Origin of the sequence: Streptomyces roseicoloratus (assembly GCF_004117935.1) — a bacterium.
GTDB classification, from domain to species: domain Bacteria; phylum Actinomycetota; class Actinomycetes; order Streptomycetales; family Streptomycetaceae; genus Streptomyces; species Streptomyces roseicoloratus.
The window spans coordinates 35,065-54,679 of record NZ_SDOY01000025.1 but is presented as its reverse complement, the minus strand read 5'-3'; the positions used below and the strand labels follow the sequence as shown (position 1 = coordinate 54,679).

The following is a 19,615-nucleotide window of genomic DNA, read 5'->3' as shown; positions in this document are numbered from 1 at the left end:
TTTCGCTTACGCCGGCGAAAGGTGCCCCTCGGGTACACAGGGGCCATGCGCGTACTGCTGGTGGAGGACGAGGCGTTCCTCGCCGAGATGATCGCCGAGGGGCTGCGCCGCGACGCGCTCGCCGTGGACGTCGCGGCCGACGGCCTCGAAGCGCTGCACAAGCTCCGGTTCGGGGAGTACGACGTCCTCGTCCTGGACCGTGACCTGCCCGGGACGCACGGCGACGAGGTGTGCCGCCACGTGGTCGGACAGCGGCTGCTGACCCGGATCCTGATGCTGACGGCGGCCGGAAGCGTACGGGACCGGGTCGAGGGCCTCGGCCTGGGCGCCGACGACTACCTGACCAAGCCCTTCGCGTACGACGAGCTGCTCGCCCGGGTGCTCGCCCTCGGCCGGCGCGCCAGGCCCGCGCTGCCGCCCGTCCTCGAACGGCGCGGGATCGTCCTGGACACCGCCCGCCGCCAGGCCAGCCGCGACGGACGGCACCTGCACCTGTCGCGCAAGGAGTTCGGGGTCCTGGAGGCGCTGCTGCGGGCGGAGGGCGCGGTGGTGAGCGGCGAGGACCTGATCGAGCAGGTCTGGGAGGAGCACACCAGCTACCGCACCAACGCGGTACGGGTCACCTTGAGCAAACTGCGGGCCAAGCTGGGCGAGCCGCCGGTGGTGGAGACGGTGCCGGGCGCGGGCTACCGGATCGGTGCCTCGTGAACCGCGTGGTGAGGAGCGAACGGGCCCGGCTGACCGCCCTGTACACGGGACTGCTGGTGCTCGCCGGCGCGGTGCTGACCGGCGTCGTGTACTGGCTGGTCCGGGAGGGCCTGTACGCGTCGATCAGCACGGCCGTCACCACCGCCGTACCGGCCCGGCGCCTGGAGGACCTGCCGGACGGCGCCTCCACCGCCCTGCCCACCGGTCTCCCCACGCCTCTTCCCAGCGCCTCGCTGGTGACCCCGGCGCCCAGCACCGGACCCGGCGTGGGCCGGCTCCCGGTCGCCATCGCGATCACCCGGACCGTCAGCGACGCCGCCGAGTCCGCCGCCCTCGACCGGCTGCTCACCGTCTCGGTGATCGTCCTCGCCTGCTACGCGGTCCTGTCGGTCGCGCTCGCCTGGTGGGCGGCCGGCCGGGTGCTCCGGCCGATCGCCGTCATCACCGACACCGCGCGCCGGCTGTCCGGCGAGGACCTGCTGAAGGCCCCGCCCGGCCAGGGCCCGTGGGGGCGGATCGCGCTGGACGCGCCGCCCGGCGAGCTCAAGCGGCTCGCCGACACCTTCGACGCCATGCTCGGGCGGATGGAGCAACTGGTCTCCGCCCAGCAGCGGTTCGCCGCCAACGCCGCGCACGAGCTGCGCACACCGGTGGCCGTGCAGCGCGCGGCGGCCGAGATCGGGCTGGCCGGTGACCCGTCGCCCGAGCGGGTGGCGCGGATCCGGTCGAAGCTGATCGAGGTCGCCGACGGCAGCGACCGGATCATCGAGGGCCTGCTGCTGCTCGCCGCCTCCGGCCAGGGCATCCGGGAGCGCCGCCGGGTGGCGGTCGACGAGCTCGCCCGCGCGGCGGCGGCCGCCCTCGCGGACGAGGCGGACGGACGCGGGGTGAGCCTCGCCGTCCGGGCCGGTCCGCTGGCCGTCGACGGGGACCCGGTGCTCCTGGAGCGGCTGCTGCACAACCTGGTCGCGAACGGCGTACGGCACAACGTCCCCGGCGGCCGGGTGGAGATCCGCACCGGCCCGGACGGCATCGCGGTGTCCAACACGGGCCCGGCGGTGCCACCGGACACGGTCCCGCTGCTGTTCGAGCCGTTCCGGCGGGTGAACGAGCGCACCCACGGGCCCGGCGAGGGCGCGGGGCTCGGTCTGTCGATCGTCGACGCGGTCGCCCGCGCGCACGGGGCGACGGCGGCGGCCACGGCGAACGAGGAGGGCGGCGGCCTGACGGTGACCGTCCGGTTCTAGCCGCACGCTCCTCCGGTCCGGCGTCCGGCCGCGTGCGTCTCCGGGCCGGGCGTCCGCCCGCGGGCGTCTCGCGGTCGCGTGTCTCCCGGTCGCGTGTCGTCCGGTCGCGTGTCGTCCGGCCGCGTGTCGTCCGGCCGCGTGTCGTCCGGCCGCGTGTCCTCTAGCCGTACATCCCGTCGATCTCCCGGGCGAAGTCCCGCAGCACCGCGCGCCGTTTGAGCTTCAGGGAGGGCGTCAGGTGGCCGCTGCTCTCGGTCCACTCGGTGGTCACGACGCGGAAGGCGCGGATCGACTCGGCCCGCGACACCAGGCGGTTGGCGTCGTCGACGGCCCGCTGGACGACGGCGAGCAGCTCCTCGTCCCTGGTGAGCTCCCACAGCGCGAGGTGGTCCTTGTGGCGCATCCGCCGCCAGTGCATCAGGCCCTCGTGGTCCAGGGTGACGAGCGCCGTGACGTACGGGCGGCCGTCGCCGATCACCATGCACTGGGCGACCAGCGGATGGGCGCGCAGCCACTCCTCCAGCGGGGCCGGGGCGACGTTCTTGCCGGCGGAGGTGACGATCATGTCCTTCTTGCGGCCGGTGATCCGCAGATGGCCCTCGTCGTCGAGGCTGCCGAGGTCACCGGTGGGGAACCAGCCCTCGTCCGTGTACGGCAGGGCGACGCCGCGCTGGGAGTCCCAGTAGCCGGCGAAGACGTGGCCGCCCTTGAGCCAGACCTCGCCGTCGCGGGCGATCCTGACCGCTGTCCCGGGCAGCGGGCGGCCGACCGTCCCGGGGCGCGGGCCGCGCAGCGGGGTGACGGTGGCGGCGGCCGTGGTCTCCGTGAGGCCGTAGCCCTCGTAGACGTCGATGCCGGCGCCGGAGAAGAACTCGGCGAGCCGGGCGCCGAGCGGTGAGCCGCCGCTGATGACGTGCCGGACGCGGCCGCCGAGGGCGGCGCGGATCCGCTTGTAGACGAGCGGTTCGTAGAGGGCGTGGGCGGCGCGCAGCCCGAGGGACGGACGGGTGCCGGCGGCGGCGGACTGCTGCCCGTAGCGCTCGGCGACCCGGGCGGCGCGGTCGAACGAGGCCGCCCGGCCCAGGCGTTCGGCGCCGGCGCGGGCGGTGTGGAAGACCTTCTCCAGGACGTACGGGATGGCGAGCAGGAAGGTCGGCCGGAAGGAGGCCAGGTCGGCGAGGAGCTCGTCGCCCTCGGCGGACGGCGCGTGGCCGACGCGGACCCGGGCGCGGACGCAGCCGATGGCGACCATGCGTCCGAAGACATGGGAGAGCGGCAGGAAGAGGAGGGTGGAGGCGGGTTCCTTGCTGAGGGAGCGGAAGACGGGGTGGAGGAGGGCGACGGCGTTGTCGACCTCGGCGAAGAAGTTGGCGTGGGTGAGGGCGCAGCCCTTGGGGCGGCCGGTGGTGCCGGAGGTGTAGATGAGGGTGGCGAGGGTCTGCGGGGTGAGCAGTCCGCGGCGGGAGGTGACGGCCTCGTCGCCGACCCGCGCGCCGGACCGGCGCAGCTGGTCGACGGCGCCGGTGTCGAGGACCCACAGGTGGCCGAGCGAGGGCAGTCGGCGGCGCTCGCCGGAGACGAGCCGGGCCTGGGAGGCGTCCTCGACGACGCAGGCGGCGGCGCCGGAGTCCTGGAGGATCCAGCGGACCTGGTAGGCGGAGGCGGTCGGGTAGAGCGGCACGGTGATCAGCCCGGCGGCCCAGGCGGCGAAGTCGAGCAGGGTCCACTCGTACCGGGTGCGGGCCATGAGGGCGAGCCGGTCCCCGGGCCGCAGGCCCTGGGCGATGAGGCCCTTGGCGACGGCGTGCACGTCGGCGGCGAACGCGGCGGCGGTGACGTCGTCCCAGCCGCCGTCCGGCCGCTTGCGCGCGAAGAGCGCGGCGCCGGGTTCGTCGCGCGCGGTCTCGTACGGCAGGTCGGCGAGCGATCCGCGCCGTGGGGGCGGCACGAGGGCGGGCGCGGACACCTCGCGTACGGTCCCGTCGACGCGGACCATGGCGAGGCGGCCCGACTCGGGCGTGGACTCGGGGACGGGCACGTGCGGCTCCTCGGCGTCGAGAACCGGCCAGTAACCTTACTTCCGAGTAAATGTAGGGCGCCGTACGCCATTTGGACAGGAGCGGTCCTCGCGAGGCACCCGCCGGGCACGCTCCCGCCACCCCGCGCCCTTCCGCGCGCACCCGCGCCGCACGCCCCGCGCCCTTCCGCGCGCGCCCGCCCCGCACGCACCGCGCCCTTCCCGCCCGCACCCGCGCCCCGCACGCGCGGGCGCCCCGGACCAGGGGCGCAGGGGCGGTCCGGGGCGCGTCGCGGTGGGTCGCGGTGGGTCGCTTGGTGTCGGGCGGATCAGGCGGCGGCCGGGACCGCGACCTTCTGCTCGGCCTCGCGGGCGTCCGTCGGCTCGTCGACCGGGGAGGCCGAGGCGGACTCGTAGGCGGCGACGTCCAGGATCTTCTCGCGGGCGGAGACGAGGACCGGGACCAGGGCCTGACCGGCCACGTTGGTGGCGGTGCGCATCATGTCGAGGATCGGGTCGATCGCCATGAGCAGGCCGACGCCCTCCAGCGGGAGGCCCAGGGTGGACAGGGTCAGCGTCAGCATGACCGTCGCGCCGGTGAGGCCGGCGGTGGCCGCCGAGCCGATGACCGAGACGAAGGCGATGAGCAGGTACTCCTTGACGCCCAGCTGCACGTCGAAGATCTGCGCGATGAAGATCGCGGCGAGCGCCGGGTAGATCGCGGCGCAGCCGTCCATCTTGGTCGTGGCGCCGAACGGCACGGAGAAGGAGGCGTACTCCTTCGGGACGCCGAGGCGCTCGGTGACCCGCTGGGTGACCGGCATGGTGCCGACCGAGGAGCGGGAGACGAAGGCCAGCTGGATGGCGGGCCAGGCGCCCTTGAAGAACTGCAGCGGGTTGAGCTTGGCGACGGTCGCGAGGAGCAGCGGGTAGACGCCGAAGAGGACCAGGGCGCAGCCGATGTAGACGTCGGCGGTGAAGGTGGCGTACTTGCCGATCAGGTCCCAGCCGTAGTTCACGATGGCGCGGCCGATGAGGCCGGCGGTGCCGATCGGGGCGAGCCGGATGACCCACCACAGGGCCTTCTGCAGCAGCTCGAGGACGGACTCGGAGAGGGTGAGGATCGGCTGGGCCTTCTCGCCGAGCTTGAGCGCGGCGATGCCGGCGACGGCGGCCATGAAGACGATCTGGAGGACGTTCAGCTCGGTGAAGGGCGTGATGACGTCCGTCGGGACGATGCCCGTGAGGAAGTCGATCCAGCTGCCCTTGTGCTCGGGGAGCTTGCCGTCCTTCGGCGTGAGGCCGGTGCCGGCGCCCGGGTTGGTGAGCAGGCCGATGGCGAGGCCGATGCCGACCGCGATCAGCGAGGTGATCATGAACCAGACGAGGGTCTGCGCGGCGAGGCGGGCCGCGTTGTTGACCTTGCGCAGGTTGGTGATGGACACCAGGATCGCGAAGAAGACGAGCGGGGCGACCGCCAGCTTGAGCAGCTGGACGAAGATGCCGCCGACCTGGCTCAGGGTCTCCTTCAGCCAGCTGACGTCCTGGCTGCGGGCGATCCAGCCGAGCAGCACGCCGAGGACGAGACCGGCGACGATCTGGGCCCAGAACGGGATCTTGGGTATGCGGGACTTCGCCACGGGCGCGGACGCGGACGAGGACGCGGACACGGGCACACTCCACTGGTGCGTATCGGGAAATACGGGACGGGGGGTGCGGTACACACGCTCTCAACGCGCGGACCGCTGCATGATGCCGGGTCAGAGCGCGCGGCAACAGACCGCGGACAGGCAGCGGCACAGATCGACGTGCAGGCGCGCCACGAGCGGGGTGCTCACGGCATCGGGGAGGTGCACTGCGGTCGTCATGCCGGTCACGTTAACACTTGAACTTTGAGAACCTCAAAGCCCTTCTTTGGGGTGGTCGAGCACGGCGAGTCCCTGGGAAACGCAGAACACCCCAGGTGGAGAGCCTTCGAAGCTCCACCCGGGGTGTTCCGTTACGTCCGGTCGCGTCCTGGTGTGAGGTACCTTACGCAGCCTTTACGGCGCTCAGGCGAGGTCCTCTGCCGAGCGGTTCGCCTCCAGGCGACCCTTGGCGCGGTCGACCTTGTTCACGATCTGCACGCTCATCTCGTCGCGCTGCTTGCGCAGCAGCACGAAGCTCAGCGGCGCGGAGACGACGACGGAGAGCAGGAGGACCCACAGCAGGTTGGAGTCGCCGAGGCCGCGCGGCAGCACGCCGGCGTAGACCAGGCCCCAGAGCGCGAGGAAGCTGCCGGCGAAGATGCCGAGGCGCAGCAGGCTGTAGCGAAGCATGTGAGTCCCTCCCATACAGGACAAGCGTCCCTCCAGTGAAGCACGGCCCCTGCCGGGGTCCGCCGCCGACCCTTGAACCGCAAGGGAAGTAATAGATACCCTCCACCTATGACCCTTACGTTCACCCTGGATCCCGCCGTCGACCGCGAGCTCCGCGACGGCGTGCTCGCCCTCTGGGCCGACGTGTCCAACGCGGGCGGCGCCGTCGGATTCGTCCCGCCCGTGACGCCGGAGGAGATCCGGCCCGCGCTGCTGCGGCACCTGGTCGGGATGGCGGAGGGCACCACGCGGCTGCTCGTCGGGCGCGACGAGGACGGCGCGGTCGCCGCGACCGCCTTCTTCACGCACAACAGCCACCCCCTGATGACGCACTGGGTGTGGCTGTACACGGTGATGGTGCACCCCCGGCACCAGGGCAAGGGGTACGGGCTCGACCTGATGGCCGCGGCCGAGCGGGCGGCCCGTACCGGCGAGGGCTTCGAGCACGTCGAGGCGATCCGGCTGACCTGCCGCGGCGGCACCGGCGTCGACGCGTTCTACGCGCGGGCCGGCTACAAGGAGGTCGGACGCGTCCCGGCCGCCATCCGGGTGGCCCCGGGCGACGACCGCGACGACATCATCATGCTGCTGCCGCTGGGACGGTGAGTCCGCGCGGGCGGGGCCTCCGCGTCCCTCGGGGCGTCAGACCCGCATCGGCTGCGGCGACTCGCGGCGCAGCGGGTCCGGGCCCGGGTACTCGCGGATCACCTCGTAGCGCGTGTTGCGCTCGACCGGGCGGAAGCCGGCGTCCCGGATCAGCTCCAGGAGGTCCTCCCGGGTCAGCTTGTTCGGGGTGCCGTAGTTGTCGGCGTCGTGCGTGATCTTGTACTCGACGACCGAGCCGTCCATGTCGTCCGCGCCGTGCTGGAGGGCGAGCTGCGCGGTGTGGAGGCCGTGCATCACCCAGAACACCTTGACGTGCGGGACGTTGTCGAAGAGCAGCCGGGAGACGGCGAAGGTCTTCAGCGCCTCGGCGCCCGTCGCCATCGTCGTGCGCGCCTGGAGCCTGTTGCGGACCTTGCCGTCCCGCATGTCGACGAAGTCGTGCTGGTAGCGCAGCGGGATGAAGACCTGGAAGCCGCCGGTCTCGTCCTGGAGCTCGCGCAGCCGGAGCACGTGGTCCACGCGGTGGCGCGGCTCCTCGATGTGCCCGTAGAGCATCGTGCTCGGGGTCTTCAGGCCCTTCTCGTGCGCGAGGCGGTGGATCCGGGACCAGTCCTCCCAGTGGGTGCGGTGGTCCACGATGTGCTGCCGGACCTCCCAGTCGAAGATCTCGGCGCCGCCGCCGGTCAGCGACTCCAGACCGGCCTCGATCAGCTCGTCGAGGATCTCGGAGGCCGAGAGGCCCGAGATGGTCTCGAAGTGGTGGATCTCGGTGGCGGTGAAGGCCTTGAGCGAGACGTCCGGCAGCGCCTTCTTCAGCTCGGAGAGCGAGCGCGGGTAGTAGCGCCAGGGCAGGTTGGGGTGGAGGCCGTTGACGATGTGGAGCTCGGTGAGGTTCTCGCTCTCCATCGCCTTCGCGAGGCGCACGGCCTCCTCGATGCGCATGGTGTACGCGTCCTTCTCGCCGGGCTTGCGCTGGAAGGAGCAGTAGGCGCAGGAGGCGGTGCAGACGTTCGTCATGTTGAGGTGACGGTTGACGTTGAAGTGGACGACGTCGCCGTTCTTCCGCGTCCGCACCTCGTGGGCGAGGCCGCCGAGCCAGGCCAGGTCGTCGGACTCGTACAGCGCGATGCCGTCCTCACGGCTCAGCCGCTCTCCGGCGAGAACCTTCTGTTCCAGTTCCCGCTTGAGCCCAGCGTCCATCTCCGGCCGCCTCCCATGTTTCCGAAATCAGGCTTCCCCAACCGTACTCCCCCGCCCTCCGCGCGGGAGCGGCCCCCGTCGGCGCCGCCGGTCAGGCCTCTTCCGGCAGGTCGCCGACCCGGTTCTCCCACTTCGTGGACAGCACGATGGTGGTACGGGTGCGGGAGACGCCCTTGGTGCCGGAGAGCCGGCGGATGGTCTTCTCCAGGCCGTCGACGTCGTTGGCGCGGACCTTGAGCATGAAGGAGTCGTCGCCGGCGATGAACCAGCAGTCCTCGATCTCGGCCAGGTCCTTCAGCCGGCGGGCCACGTCCTCGTGGTCGGCGGCGTCGGAGAGGGAGATGCCGATGAGTGCGGTGACGCCGAGGCCGAGCGAGGCGGCGTCGACGGTGGCGCGGTAACCGGTGATGACCCCGGCCGCCTCCAGACGGTTGATGCGGTCGGTGACGGAGGGGCCGGAGAGCCCGACGAGCCGTCCGAGCTCGGCGTACGAGGCTCGGCCGTTCTCCCGCAGGGCCTGGATGAGCTGCCTGTCCACGGCGTCCATAGGTACGAAGCCTTCCATTGTCCAGCGATACCGCGAGTTTGGGTATAGAATCAAAGGTACACAGGGTCCGACGCCCTGTGAATCGTTCATTCAGATCAAAGACGATCTTCAGGAGTGGTGTTCACCGTGTACACGATCGAGATGGCCTACGCCCGTATGCGCGAGCTGCAGGAGATGGCCAACCGCTCGCGTGCCCACCAGCCGTCCGCCTCGAAGCGCGCCGCCGCCAAGCGCCCCGCCAAGAAGCGCTAGCCCAGGCCCGGGACCAGGCCTTCGCCCTGGTCCGCGCCCAGCGGGAAACGCCCTTGGGCGTGTTTCGAAAGTCCCGTCTGCCCTTCGGGCAGACGACGCCACTTTCGAAACACGCCCTAGTCGGAACGGGAAGCGGCTCCACCGAGCTCCCCCTTCCACCGGCGGTACAGCTCGTGCGGCACCCCTGCCGCGTCGAGCACCCGCCCCGCGACGAAGTCCACCAGATCCTGGATGTGCGTCGCCCCCGCGTAGAACGCCGGAGAGGCGGGCAGCACCACGGCGCCCGCCTCGTCCAGCGCCACCATGTGCTTCAGCGTCTGCCCGTTCAGCGGGGTCTCCCGCACGGCGACGACCAGCGGCCGCCGCTCCTTGAGCGTCACGCTCGCCACCCGCTGGAGCAGGTCCTTCGAAAGCCCGAGCGCGATCCCCGCCACCGCGGCCGTCGACGCCGGCACCACCAGCATCCCCTTCACCGGGTACGACCCGGACGACGGCCCCGCGGCCAGGTCCCCGGCCGGCCAGTACCGCACGTCCGCCAGCCGGTCCGACACGTCGAAGGCGTCCGGCTTCCCGTCCGCGCCCCGCGCCAGCCAGGCCGCCAGGTCCTCGCGCCAGTGCGCGTCCCGGAAGGCGGCGCCCGTCTCGTCGAGCAGCGTCAGCCGCGAGGCCCGCGACACGACGAGATCGACGCTCTCCCCCGCGTCGAGCAGCCCCCGCAGCACGGCGGCGGCATACGGCGTACCCGACGCCCCGGACACCCCGACCACCCAGGGACGACGCTGCTGCTTCTCTACCGGCTCCACGCCGACGAGCCTATCCGGCCACTAGGGGGTCAGCCCGCGCACCAGCAGGTCGAGCAGGGCGCACACGAACAGGGCGATGCCGATGAAACCGTTGACCGTGAAGAACGCGCGGTTCAGACGGGACAGGTCGTGCGGGCGCACGATCGTGTGCTCGTAGCAGAAGGCCACCACCACGATCACCAGGCCCGCCCAGAAGAACGCACCCGCCTGCGTGGCCAGCGCGTACCAGACGAGCAGCCCGGTGGTCACGACCGCCGAGGCCCGCGCGCCCCACAGCGCCGCCGGGATGCCGAAGCGGGCCGGGACCGACATGACGCCCTCGGCGCGGTCCGCCTGGACGTCCTGGCAGGCGAAGATCAGGTCGAAGCCGCCGATCCAGATGCCGACCGCCAGACCCAGGATCACCGCGTCCCAGGACCACTCGCCGGTCACCGCCAGCCAGGCGCCGACCGGGCCGATCGACTGGGCGAGGCCGAGGATCGCGTGCGGGAAGTTCGTGAACCGCTTGCCGTACGGATAGACCACCATCGGGACGACGGCGAGCGGCGCGAGCGCCAGGCACAGCGGGTTCAGCAGGGCCGCCGCGCCCAGGAAGACCACGACCGCGACGCCCGCCCCGGTCCACGCCGACCGCACCGACACCGCGCCGGTCACCAGCTCCCGGTTCGCGGTGCGCGGGTTACGGGCGTCGATCTCCCGGTCGATGATCCGGTTGCAGGCCATGGCGAAGGTCCGCAGGCCCACCATGCACACGGTCACCAGGAACAGCGTCACCCAGTGGATCTTCCGGTCCAGCTGGTACATCGCGGTGAGCGAGGCGATGTACGCGAAGGGCAGCGCGAAGACCGAGTGCTCGATCATCACGAGCCGGAGGAACGCCTTCGTACGGCCCGGCCGCGCGCCGGGCACCGCGGCCGTGGTCACAGGCCGTACTCCTTCCAGCGGCGGTCCACCAGGGCCGCCGTCGCCGGGTCCGACTCGACCATGTCCGGCCAGCCGCCGTCCCGGGTGTAGCCCTCCTCGGACAGCTTCCGCGTCGCGTCGATGCCCGCCTTGCCGCCCCAGAACTGCTGGTAGGAGGCGTGGTCGAGATGGTCGACCGGGCCTTCGACGACCGTGAGGTCACGGGCGTAGTCGGTGTTGCCCAGCGCGCGCCAGGAGACCTCGTGGAGGTCGTGGACGTCGCAGTCCTTGTCGACCACGACGATCAGCTTGGTCAGCGACATCATGTGCGCGCCCCAGATGGCGTGCATCACCTTCTGCGCGTGCTTCGGGTACTTCTTGTCGATCGAGACGATCGCGCAGTTGTGGAAGCCGCCCGACTCCGGCAGGTGGTAGTCGACGATGTCCGGCACGATGATCTTGAGGAGCGGCAGGAAGAAGCGCTCCGTGGCGCGGCCCAGCGGGCCGTCCTCGGTCGGCGGCCGGCCGACCACGATCGACTGCAGCAGCGGACGCTTCCGCATCGTCACGCAGTCGATCTTCAGGGCCGGGAACGGCTCCTGCGGCGTGTAGAAGCCGGTGTGGTCGCCGAACGGCCCCTCCGGCAGCATCTCGCCCGGCTCGAGCCAGCCCTCCAGGACCACCTCGGCGTTGGCCGGGACCTGGAGCGGCACGGTCTTGCAGTCGACCATCTCGATCCGCTTGCCCTGCACGAACCCGGCGAACAGGTACTCGTCGATGTCGCCCGGCAGCGGCGCCGTCGACGCGTACGTCACGGCCGGCGGGCAGCCGAAGGCGATCGCGACCGGCAGCCGCTCACCGCGCCGGGCCGCCACCGCGTAGTGGTTGCGGCTGTCCTTGTGGATCTGCCAGTGCATGCCGATGGTGCGCTTGTCGTGCCGCTGGAGGCGGTAGAGCCCGAGGTTGCGGATGCCGGTCTCGGGGTCCTTGGTGTGGGTGAGGCCCAGGTTGAAGAAGGAGCCGCCGTCCTTCGGCCAGGTGAACAGCGCGGGCAGCCGGTCCAGGTCGACGTCGTCGCCGGTCAGGACCACCTCCTGCACAGGGGCGTTCTCCGACTTCACCTTCTTCGGCGGCACGTGGACCATCGAGCCCAGCTTCCCGAAGGCCTCGCGGACCCCGACGAAGCCGTGCGGCAGCTCCGGCCTGAGCAGCCCGCCGATCTTGTCGCTGATCTCCTCGTACGACTTCAGGCCGAGCGCCTTGAGGAGCCGGCGGTCGGTCCCGAAGACGTTCATCGCGAGCGGCATGGCGGAGCCCTTGACGTTCTCGAAGAGCAGCGCCGGGCCCCCCGCCTTGTTCACCCGGTCGACGATCTCCCCTACCTCCAGGTACGGGTCGACTTCGGCCTTGATGCGCTTGAGGTCGCCTTCGCGCTCCAGCGCCCGGAGCAGCGAGCGGAGATCGTCGTAAGCCATGGGGCCCAGTATCGGTCACCGGCTAGTCTTGACCTGTCACCGGGGCCGTCCCGATCGCGTCCCGTCACCGCTTCCAGGGGGCTGTCCCACATGCTCAGGGCACTGATGTTCATCCTGCCGCTGGCGCTGGTCATCTACTCGCTCATCGACTGCCTCAACACCCCCGAGGACGAGGTCAAGCACCTGCCCAAGGTCGTCTGGGTCATCATCATCCTGCTGTTCTGGATCGTCGGCCCGATCGTGTGGTTCGCCGCCGGCAAGCTGCGCCGCGGCCCGGCGGGCGGCTCCACGCCCAGCGCGTGGCACCGCAACCACCGCCCGGAGTGGGTGGCCCCCGACGACAACCCCGAGTTCCTGAAGTCGCTCCGCGAGGAGGCCGTGCCGGAGGAGAAGGGGGCGAAGGACGAGTCCCTCCTCAAGGACTGGGAGGCCGACCTGCGCCGCCGCGAGGAGGAACTGAAGCGCCGCGAGCAGGGTGACGGGACCCAGCGCGGCGAGGAGCTGCGGGGCGACGAGCGGCGCGGCGGGACCCAGCGCGGCGAGGACGTGGACGGCAAGGACGCCTGACATGGAGCTGCGGCTCCTCGTCACCTTCGAGAAGGTCGCCACGGTCCTCTCCTTCACCCGGGCCGCCGCCGGACTCGCCTACGCGCAGTCCAGCGTCACCAGTCAGATCCGGGCCCTGGAGACCTCCCTCGGCACCGAGCTGTTCGAACGGCTAGGCTCCCGCATCCGCCTCACCGAGGCCGGCGAACGCCTCCTGCCGTACGCCCGGCAGATCATCGCGCCGCCGAGCGCCTGGACGAGCCCGAACTTCCGGACCGTGAACCCGTGCCCGGTGAAGAACCCCCGGGCCAGGCTGTACGCGCCGAGCGCGACCGCGCCGAAGAGGCACCGGAAGAACACGACGGTGAACGGGGAGGCACCGGACTCGACGACGAAGATCCCGAGGGTGCCGGACAACACCATCGCCAGGGTCAGCTCGACCGTCCCCCGGACCTGCCCCGCCCCGGCCCGACTGACGCCGCTCTCGTTTCTCATGCCCCCGACGCTACGAACGCCCCCCTCACCCGGTCCACGAGCCGGTGGGGCGTCCTGCCGATGGCCCCATCGGGGCCGCCGATCGAGCCTGCCCGGCCCACCGGAATAGCCGAGCGGGAAGCGGAGTTGGCAAGGGTCGTCCCACGACACCGGAGTGACACATGACCCTCGACGCCGGAAACGGCTCCCCCCGTTCGTTCCTCTTCGTCCTCGGCAGCTCCCGAGCGGACGGCAACTCCGAGACACTCGCCCGCGCCGCCGCCGCGCACCTGCCCGCCGACGTCCCGCAACGCTGGGTGGACCTGAACCGGCTGGACCTGCCGGACTTCCAGGACGGACGGCACGACACGGGGGACCACGGGCCCTCGGCGGCCGAGGAACTGCTGTGGCAGGCCACGAGGGAGGCCACGGACATCGTCATCGTCTCGCCCCTGTACTGGTACAGCTTCTCCGCGCAGACCAAGCGCTACCTGGACTACTGGTCGGGCTGGCTGAACGCGCCCGGCTCCGACTTCAAGGAACACATGGCGGGCCGCACGCTGTGGGGAGTGACGGTCATGGCCGACTCCGACCACGCCGTCGCGGACGGCCTGATCACCGGCCTGAGCCATTCGGCGGCCTACATGCGCATGCGCTTCGGCGGCGTCCTGACCGGCACGGGCTCCCGCCCCGGCCGGATCCACGCCGACGAGACGGCGATGAACCGCGCCCGAACCTTCTTCCGCGGCGAGACCCCACTGGCCCGCTTCCCCTACGAGGAGGAGGCCGACGCCGTCGCGTGAGGCGGGGAGCCGGGCGGGGAAGGCTCCCCGCATGGACGAGGCACAGGCCGGACGGTGGCTGAGCACCGCGCTCGACGAGGCGCGGGCCGGGCTCGCGGAGGGCGGGGTGCCGATCGGGGCCGCGCTGTACGGGGCGGACGGGGTGCTGCTCGGGCGGGGGCACAATCGGCGGGTGCAGGACGGGGATCCGTCGGCGCACGCGGAGACGGCCGCGTTCCGGGCGGCGGGGCGGCAGCGCTCGTACCGGGGGACGACGATGGTGACGACCCTGTCGCCGTGCTGGTACTGCTCCGGTCTGGTCCGGCAGTTCGGGATCTCCCGGGTGGTGGTCGGCGAGGCCCGCACCTTCCACGGCGGGCACGACTGGCTGGCGGAGCAGGGGGTGGAGGTGCCGGTCCTGGACGACCCCGAGTGCGTCGCCCTGATGCGGGGGTTCATCGCGGAGCAGCCCACCCTGTGGAACGAGGACATCGGCGAAGGCTAATTCGCATAAATGTCCTACGCTTCGCGCATTTGTGTTAACCCTCGTGCTCTCTCACTCTGCAGCTCGCAAGGGCGCTTAGCGTGGATCGCGTGAAGCTGGTGATTCAGGTCAAGCTGTTACCAACACCCGAGCAGGCGGCGGCGCTCCGGGCGACACTTCACGCGTGCAACAAGGCTGCGAACTGGCTGTCGGAACAGGCCTTCACCCACACGCGGCCGACGCGAGCGGCACTGCAGGCATTGGCATACGGCGAGTTGAAGGCACAGGGGCTGTCGGCCCAACCGTCACTCCACGTACTGCGAAAGGTGGCCGATGCCTACACCACGCTGCGGGCGAGTCAGCAGACCAGGCGCCCGTGCCGGGCCGGCTCGAAGGGGAACGCCAAGCCCGCCGCCAAACCGATTTCGTTTCGGCCTGCTGCGGCGCAATCGTTCGACGACCGCTGTCTGTCCTGGCAGATGGGCGAACGTACGGTGTCGATCTGGACGACCACCGGGCGGATGAAGAACATCAGCTTCACCGGCCAGCCTGAGCGTCTGGCACTGCTTGCCATGTACCGGAAGGGCGAGTCGGACCTCTTCGAGCGGGGTGGCATGTGGTTTCTCGCCGCTACCTGCGAGATCCCCGAGGCGGAGGCCAAGCCCGCACCGTCCGGCTTCATCGGGGTTGATCTGGGGATCGTGAACATCGCAACGACGTCCACCGGCATCCGCCACACCGGACGTCAGCTCACTCGCCGACGAGCGGCGGACCGCGAGTTGCGTGCGAAACTCCAGCGGAAGGGCACGAAGTCGGCAAGGCGACGAGCAAGGCGCCACGCGGGCAAGGAGACTCGTCGGAGTCGGGACATCAATCACAAGATCAGCAAGCACATCGTGACGGAGGCTCAACGCACCGGTCGTGGAATCGCCCTGGAAGACCTCACGGGCATTCGCGAGCGGGTACGGCTACGCAAGCCCCAACGCGTCACTCTGCACTCCTGGGCGTTCCGCCAGCTTGGCACGTTCATCGCCTACAAGGCGAGACGCGCCGGCGTGGCGGTCGTACATGTCGATCCGGCCTACACCAGCCAGGAGTGCTCCCGGTGCCACCACATCGACCGGCGCAATCGGCCTTCCCAGGCCATGTTCGCCTGCAGGTCCTGCGGCTTCGTTGAGCACGCGGACCTGAACTCGTCCCACAACCTGGCTGCACGCGGCTGGTGGACGTGGGTCCGCGGGGCCGAGTCAGCGGCCCCTGCCCTCACACTCATGGCGTGAGGCTGGACGCAGCCGGGATGCGCCGAAGCCATCGGCGCCCCGAGCAGCAAGCCGGGAATACTTTTCCGCGCAGCTGACCATCAACTGGTACCGCCGAACTGCAACTCGCTCGCCCGGCCCGTCGAAAACCCTGACAGATGGCCAACTACCCGTCGATAATTTGGACTTGAGGATGTGATGGGGCACGTCTGGTGGGATTCGGGGGGTGGCGGGTGGACAGGGTTCTTCACGGCCGCGAGGCGGTGCTCCACCGCACGGGACTCGCCGCCCGGCTGATCGGGCTCGGTGGCGAAGGGCTCGCCCGCGTCCCGTACGAGCACGGTGACGACCCGCCCGTGGTCGTGTTCACCGGCGGGCGCGGCATGGGCAAGACCGCGCTGCTCAAGCAGCTGCGCAACACCTACAAGGGCGCCACCCCGCTCGCCCTGCTCGACTGCGACCGGATCGAGCCGCCCGCGGACCACGGGCCCGGCTGGACCGAGCTGACCGGCGCGCTCGCCGAGCTCGCCGTCCAGCTGGCGCCGCGGGTGACCGGGGCGAGACCGGTGCAGTTCCCGCGGCTCTCGCTCGGTCTGGTCGCGGTCGCCTCCACCGGCTGGACGCGGGACGACGACGAGCGGGCGCAGCGCGACCTCCAGCGGCTCGGCCCGGTGCTGTCCACCGTCGACGCCACCAAGGGCGCGGCGGCCAACTGGGTCACCAAGGTCCTCACCAAGCTGGCCGCCCGGTTCGCCGACGCCGCCGCACCGCTCGCCGGGCTGCTCGCCGAGGCCACCGTGGAGACGGTCCTGGAGGAGGTCTTCGGCAAGTTCCAGCAGAAGTCCGAGAGCTGGTACGGCAGTTACCGCAACGCCGGCGGACGCGGCAAGGCCGGGCTCCAGCAGCTCGCCGCCGACTTCGCGCAGGGCGGCCGGCGCCGCCACGAGGCCGAGGGCTTCCTCGTCGGCGCGCTGGTCGAGGACCTGTGCCAGGCCTACCGCGGCCTCACCCGGCTGGGCACCCGGCGCGGCCGGCCGCTGCTCCTGCTCGACAACGCCCACGGCGAACTGGGCCGCCGGCTCGTCGAACCGGTCCTGCGGGCCCGCCACGACGGACTGCGCGACAAGGTCGTGGTGATCGCCGCCTCCCGGGTGCGCGAGCACGAGGGCCTGCGCCACGCCCACCGGCTGCGGCTGCCGGAGACCGCGCACCGGGCGCCCGCGCCGCGCGGCGGCGACGTCACCTCCGGCATCCTCGCCGTCGACCTCGTCCCGCTCTCCCCCGCCCAGACCCAGGCGGCGTTCGACCGCCTCGACCCGTCCGGCCTCACCCCCGCCGACCTGGCCCGCGGCGTCCACCGGCTGACCGGCGGCCGGCCACTGGGCGTCACGCTGCTCGGGCAGGCCGCCGCGGAGGCGCCGCGCGCCGCCCGGCCCCACCTCACGCCCGGCGCCCTGCTCGACCTGACCGTCGAACTGCGCGAGGACGCCCACCCGGTGCCCGTCGCGCCCGCCCTGCTCGGCGCGCTGCTGCCGCAGCCGCGCCTCGAGCCGTTCACCGTGCTCGCCGCCGCCCACGACGAGGAGTCGGCGCGGCTGCTCGCCCGCACCCGGCTGCACACCGAGTCCCGCGACGGCGACATGGCCCTCCTCGTCCGCGACGCCTTACGCGCCGAGGACTGGCCCGAGGGCCCCGAGCACTTCGTCGCCGACCCGCTGCTGCGCGCCCTGCTGCTGCACCGGCTGCGCTTCGAGGACGCCGACCATCCGCGGTACGCGGTGTGGCGGGCGGTGCACGAGACGCTGCACCGGCACTACGGGCGGGAGGCCGCGCCCGCCGCGCACCTGCCGTACCGGCTGCACCACGAGCTGGCGCTGGGGCGGACCGAGGAGGCCGTGACCCATCTGCGGGTCACGTTCCCCGATCCCGACGTGGTCGGCTGGCTGGGCCGGCTGCGGTTCATCGCCTCCGCGCCGTACCCGCGCGAGCCGGGAGCCGGCGGGCCGGACCCGCGGCGGGCCGTCGCGCTCGGGAGACCGGCACCGGACCGGCCGCCGGGCGCCCGCGGCGCGGACGCGGGGCGGGACGGGCAGGGCGGGTGGGACGGGCTCGGCGGACCCGACACCGCCCCCGCCGCCCCGCCCGCGGCGCTTCCCGACGGACTCGGCGCCGAGGAGACCGCGCTCCACCTGTCCGTACGGCGCCTACTGCACGCCGTGTGGCTGCTGACCGATCCGCTCGCCCTGCCCGACGGCGAGGTGACCGAGAAGCTGGCGCACGAGCTGCGGCAGCTGTCCGGGCGCCATCTGACGGGCAACAGCCCGCTGTGGGACGCGGCCACCCACTGGCCGAGGGACATCCACGCCTGGCGGCGGCTCTCCCTGCCGCCCGGCCGCGAGGACGGAGTCTGAGCGATGACCGACCGGCTGCGCCACCGCTATCTCTACACCCCGAGGCAGAAGTTCTTCGCCGCCGTGCTCGCGCTGCTCGTGATCGGGCTGCCGCTGGGCTGGGCGGTGAAGACCTGGACCACTCCGGAGAACCGTTCCTGCGCGGCGGGTGTCGAGCGCCCGCAGGGCTCCGACGAGTGCGTCGGCGTCAACGGCGACGGCTTCGACTTCCGCGTCCCCGAACTCGCCGAGGTCGCCGGCCTGATCGGCCGCGAGAACGCCGCGCTCAAGCCCGACCAGTACGCCACCGTCGCCGTCCTCCTGCCCCTCACCTCGTCCGACCCCGGGATGCGCGTCAAGGTCCTGCACGAACTGCAGGGCGCCTACGCCCGCCAGTACCGCGCCAACCACGAGTCCAACAGCGAGACCCCCCGGATCCGCCTCGTCCTCGCCAACACCGGCAAGGGCAACGCCCACTGGAAGAGCACCGTCGACCGGCTCACGGCCATGACCGGGGCGCCGCACCGGCTGCGCGCGGTCACCGGCGTCGCCACCTCCTCCACGGAGGTACGGCTCGCCGTCACCGAACTCACCAAGGCGGGCATCGCCGTCGTCGGCACCACCATCACCGCCGACGACATCGCCAACGGACCCGGTCCCGGTCACAACCGCTTCCCCGGCCTCGCCCGCGTCTCGCCCACCAACGGCGACGAGGCCAAGGCCCTGGCCCACTTCGGCCGGGTGAACGCCGCCAAGGCCCTGCTCGTCCAGGACACCCGCACCGGCGACCACTACACCGACACCCTCAAGTCGGCCTTCGCCGCCTCCCTCAAGGGCGCGCCCTACGAACCGCAGCTGTTCACCTCGCCCGCCGACCCGACCGAGGAGGGCACCACCGCGAACACGTTCAAGCAGATCACCCACCTCATCTGCGACACCCGCGCGGAGACCGTGTTCTTCGCCGGCCGGCACACCCAGCTGCGCCAGTTCATCAACGCGCTGGGCGCCCGCGGCTGCGTCGAGCGCCCCTTCACGATCCTCACCGGCGACGAGGGCTCCTACCTGGGCGCCGACGCCAAGCTGAACCGCAAGGCCCTCAAGGCCAGGCTGACCGTCCGCTACGCGTCCCTCGCCCACCCCGACGCCTGGCGCCCCGCGCCCGGCCGACCGGTGCCGGCGACGGGCGGTTCGGCGGTCGCGTACGAGACGTTCCTGACGGACATCGCCCGCGCCGCGAAGGAGCCGGTCCCGCTCGCGGACGGGCAGGCCATCGTCGCGTACGACGCGATGGCGACGGCCGTCCACGCGATCCGCCAGGCCACCCCGGACGGCGCGGCCCACCCGGAGCTCGCGGACGTCGCGACCCAGTGGCCGCAGGTCAAGGGCTCGCTGCGGGTGCAGGGCGCGAGCGGCTGGATCTGCCTGGACAACTTCGGCAACCCGTACAACAAGGCGGTGCCGATCGTGGAGCTCGCGGAGGACGGTTCGCAGCGCTTCGTCGCCATCGCCTGGCCGGAGGGCGCACCCCCGGCGGCGAGCTGCCTGCCGCCGCGGCGGGGCTGACG

At 71.9% G+C, this 19,615-nt stretch carries 18 protein-coding genes and 2 pseudogenes; 11 read left to right on the top strand and 9 right to left on the bottom strand.

What is annotated here, in order from left to right; translation table 11 throughout:
• The first annotated feature begins 45 nt into the window (after positions 1-45).
• Both ESG85_RS02275 and ESG85_RS02270 read left to right on the top strand, forming a co-directional pair.
• Complete coding sequence (locus ESG85_RS02275; protein ID WP_128976310.1) at positions 46-708, top strand: response regulator transcription factor; 663 nt, start codon at positions 46-48, stop codon at positions 706-708.
• Positions 705-1,955 carry an ATP-binding protein gene (locus ESG85_RS02270; protein ID WP_374050303.1) on the top strand — a complete coding sequence of 417 codons (1,251 nt, stop codon included), beginning with the start codon at positions 705-707 and terminating at the stop codon, positions 1,953-1,955. Before ESG85_RS02275 ends, ESG85_RS02270 begins: the two co-directional genes overlap by 4 nt.
• A 160-nt stretch (positions 1,956-2,115) precedes the next feature.
• Here ESG85_RS02270 and ESG85_RS02265 read toward each other — a convergent pair whose 3' ends face one another.
• The 3 genes from ESG85_RS02265 to ESG85_RS02255 form a co-directional block, all read right to left on the bottom strand.
• Entirely contained in the window at positions 2,116-3,951 is a 1,836-nt protein-coding gene (locus tag ESG85_RS02265) for an AMP-dependent synthetase/ligase (RefSeq protein WP_128976323.1), read from the bottom strand.
• Between the two features lie 350 nt (positions 3,952-4,301).
• Positions 4,302-5,642: a dicarboxylate/amino acid:cation symporter gene (locus ESG85_RS02260; protein WP_128976309.1), complete on the bottom strand. Its 1,341-nt coding sequence runs from the start codon at positions 5,640-5,642 to the stop codon at positions 4,302-4,304.
• A 381-nt stretch (positions 5,643-6,023) separates the two neighbouring features.
• Positions 6,024-6,290 carry a DUF4229 domain-containing protein gene (locus ESG85_RS02255; RefSeq protein WP_128976308.1) on the bottom strand — a complete coding sequence of 89 codons (267 nt, stop codon included), beginning with the start codon at positions 6,288-6,290 and terminating at the stop codon, positions 6,024-6,026.
• 108 nt (positions 6,291-6,398) lie between these two features.
• Here ESG85_RS02255 and ESG85_RS02250 point away from each other — a divergent pair, with 108 nt between their 5' ends.
• Entirely contained in the window at positions 6,399-6,935 is a 537-nt protein-coding gene (locus tag ESG85_RS02250) for a GNAT family N-acetyltransferase (protein WP_128976307.1), read from the top strand.
• Positions 6,936-6,971: 36 nt separating this feature from the next.
• Here ESG85_RS02250 and mqnE read toward each other — a convergent pair whose 3' ends face one another.
• Both mqnE and ESG85_RS02240 read right to left on the bottom strand, forming a co-directional pair.
• Positions 6,972-8,135: an aminofutalosine synthase MqnE gene (mqnE, locus tag ESG85_RS02245; RefSeq protein WP_128976306.1), complete on the bottom strand. Its 1,164-nt coding sequence runs from the start codon at positions 8,133-8,135 to the stop codon at positions 6,972-6,974.
• A 91-nt stretch (positions 8,136-8,226) separates the two neighbouring features.
• A complete protein-coding gene (locus ESG85_RS02240) occupies positions 8,227-8,682 on the bottom strand; it encodes an Lrp/AsnC family transcriptional regulator (RefSeq protein ID WP_128976305.1) in 456 nt (151 codons plus the stop codon).
• A 126-nt stretch (positions 8,683-8,808) separates the two neighbouring features.
• On the opposite strand from ESG85_RS02240, the gene ESG85_RS36540 reads away from it, so the two are divergent.
• Entirely contained in the window at positions 8,809-8,934 is a 126-nt protein-coding gene (locus ESG85_RS36540; protein WP_281287981.1) for a hypothetical protein, read from the top strand.
• A 116-nt stretch (positions 8,935-9,050) separates the two neighbouring features.
• On the opposite strand, the gene ESG85_RS02235 is transcribed toward ESG85_RS36540, so the two are convergent.
• From ESG85_RS02235 to ESG85_RS02225, 3 genes are read right to left on the bottom strand one after another with little or no spacing between them, the layout of a single operon-like run.
• Entirely contained in the window at positions 9,051-9,737 is a 687-nt protein-coding gene (locus tag ESG85_RS02235) for a UbiX family flavin prenyltransferase (RefSeq protein WP_128976304.1), read from the bottom strand.
• Positions 9,738-9,758: 21 nt separating this feature from the next.
• Positions 9,759-10,661 carry a menaquinone biosynthesis prenyltransferase MqnP gene (gene mqnP, locus ESG85_RS02230; RefSeq protein WP_128976303.1) on the bottom strand — a complete coding sequence of 301 codons (903 nt, stop codon included), beginning with the start codon at positions 10,659-10,661 and terminating at the stop codon, positions 9,759-9,761.
• Entirely contained in the window at positions 10,658-12,115 is a 1,458-nt protein-coding gene (locus ESG85_RS02225; RefSeq protein ID WP_128976302.1) for a menaquinone biosynthesis decarboxylase, read from the bottom strand. The genes mqnP and ESG85_RS02225 overlap by 4 nt, the downstream gene beginning before the upstream one ends.
• A 90-nt stretch (positions 12,116-12,205) precedes the next feature.
• Here ESG85_RS02225 and ESG85_RS02220 point away from each other — a divergent pair, with 90 nt between their 5' ends.
• Both ESG85_RS02220 and ESG85_RS02215 read left to right on the top strand, forming a co-directional pair.
• Positions 12,206-12,682, top strand: coding sequence for a PLD nuclease N-terminal domain-containing protein (locus ESG85_RS02220; RefSeq protein WP_128976301.1), 477 nt, complete (start codon positions 12,206-12,208; stop codon positions 12,680-12,682).
• Position 12,683: 1 nt separating this feature from the next.
• Positions 12,684-12,899, top strand: a pseudogene (locus ESG85_RS02215) (LysR family transcriptional regulator); the annotation flags it as partial.
• On the opposite strand, the pseudogene ESG85_RS02210 reads toward ESG85_RS02215, so the two are convergent.
• Positions 12,893-13,084: pseudogene (locus tag ESG85_RS02210) on the bottom strand (EamA family transporter); the annotation flags it as partial. The pseudogenes ESG85_RS02215 and ESG85_RS02210 overlap by 7 nt on opposite strands.
• 233 nt (positions 13,085-13,317) lie before the next feature.
• Between ESG85_RS02210 and ESG85_RS02205 the strand changes: the two are divergent.
• The 5 genes from ESG85_RS02205 to ESG85_RS02185 all read left to right on the top strand — a co-directional run bounded on the left by ESG85_RS02205 (position 13,318) and on the right by ESG85_RS02185 (position 19,613).
• A complete protein-coding gene (locus ESG85_RS02205; protein ID WP_128976300.1) occupies positions 13,318-13,938 on the top strand; it encodes a flavodoxin family protein in 621 nt (206 codons plus the stop codon).
• 31 nt (positions 13,939-13,969) lie between these two features.
• The gene (locus tag ESG85_RS02200) at positions 13,970-14,422 is read left to right on the top strand and encodes a nucleoside deaminase (protein WP_128976299.1); all 453 of its coding nucleotides are present in this window, start codon (positions 13,970-13,972) and stop codon (positions 14,420-14,422) included.
• 89 nt (positions 14,423-14,511) lie between these two features.
• Positions 14,512-15,681: an RNA-guided endonuclease InsQ/TnpB family protein gene (locus tag ESG85_RS02195; RefSeq protein ID WP_128976298.1), complete on the top strand. Its 1,170-nt coding sequence runs from the start codon at positions 14,512-14,514 to the stop codon at positions 15,679-15,681.
• A 212-nt stretch (positions 15,682-15,893) separates the two neighbouring features.
• Positions 15,894-18,071 (top strand): hypothetical protein, encoded by a 2,178-nt coding sequence (locus tag ESG85_RS02190; protein WP_128976297.1) that lies wholly within the window; start codon positions 15,894-15,896, stop codon positions 18,069-18,071.
• Between the two features lie 3 nt (positions 18,072-18,074).
• Entirely contained in the window at positions 18,075-19,613 is a 1,539-nt protein-coding gene (locus tag ESG85_RS02185) for a type 1 periplasmic-binding domain-containing protein (protein ID WP_128976296.1), read from the top strand.
• Positions 19,614-19,615 lie beyond the last annotated feature (2 nt).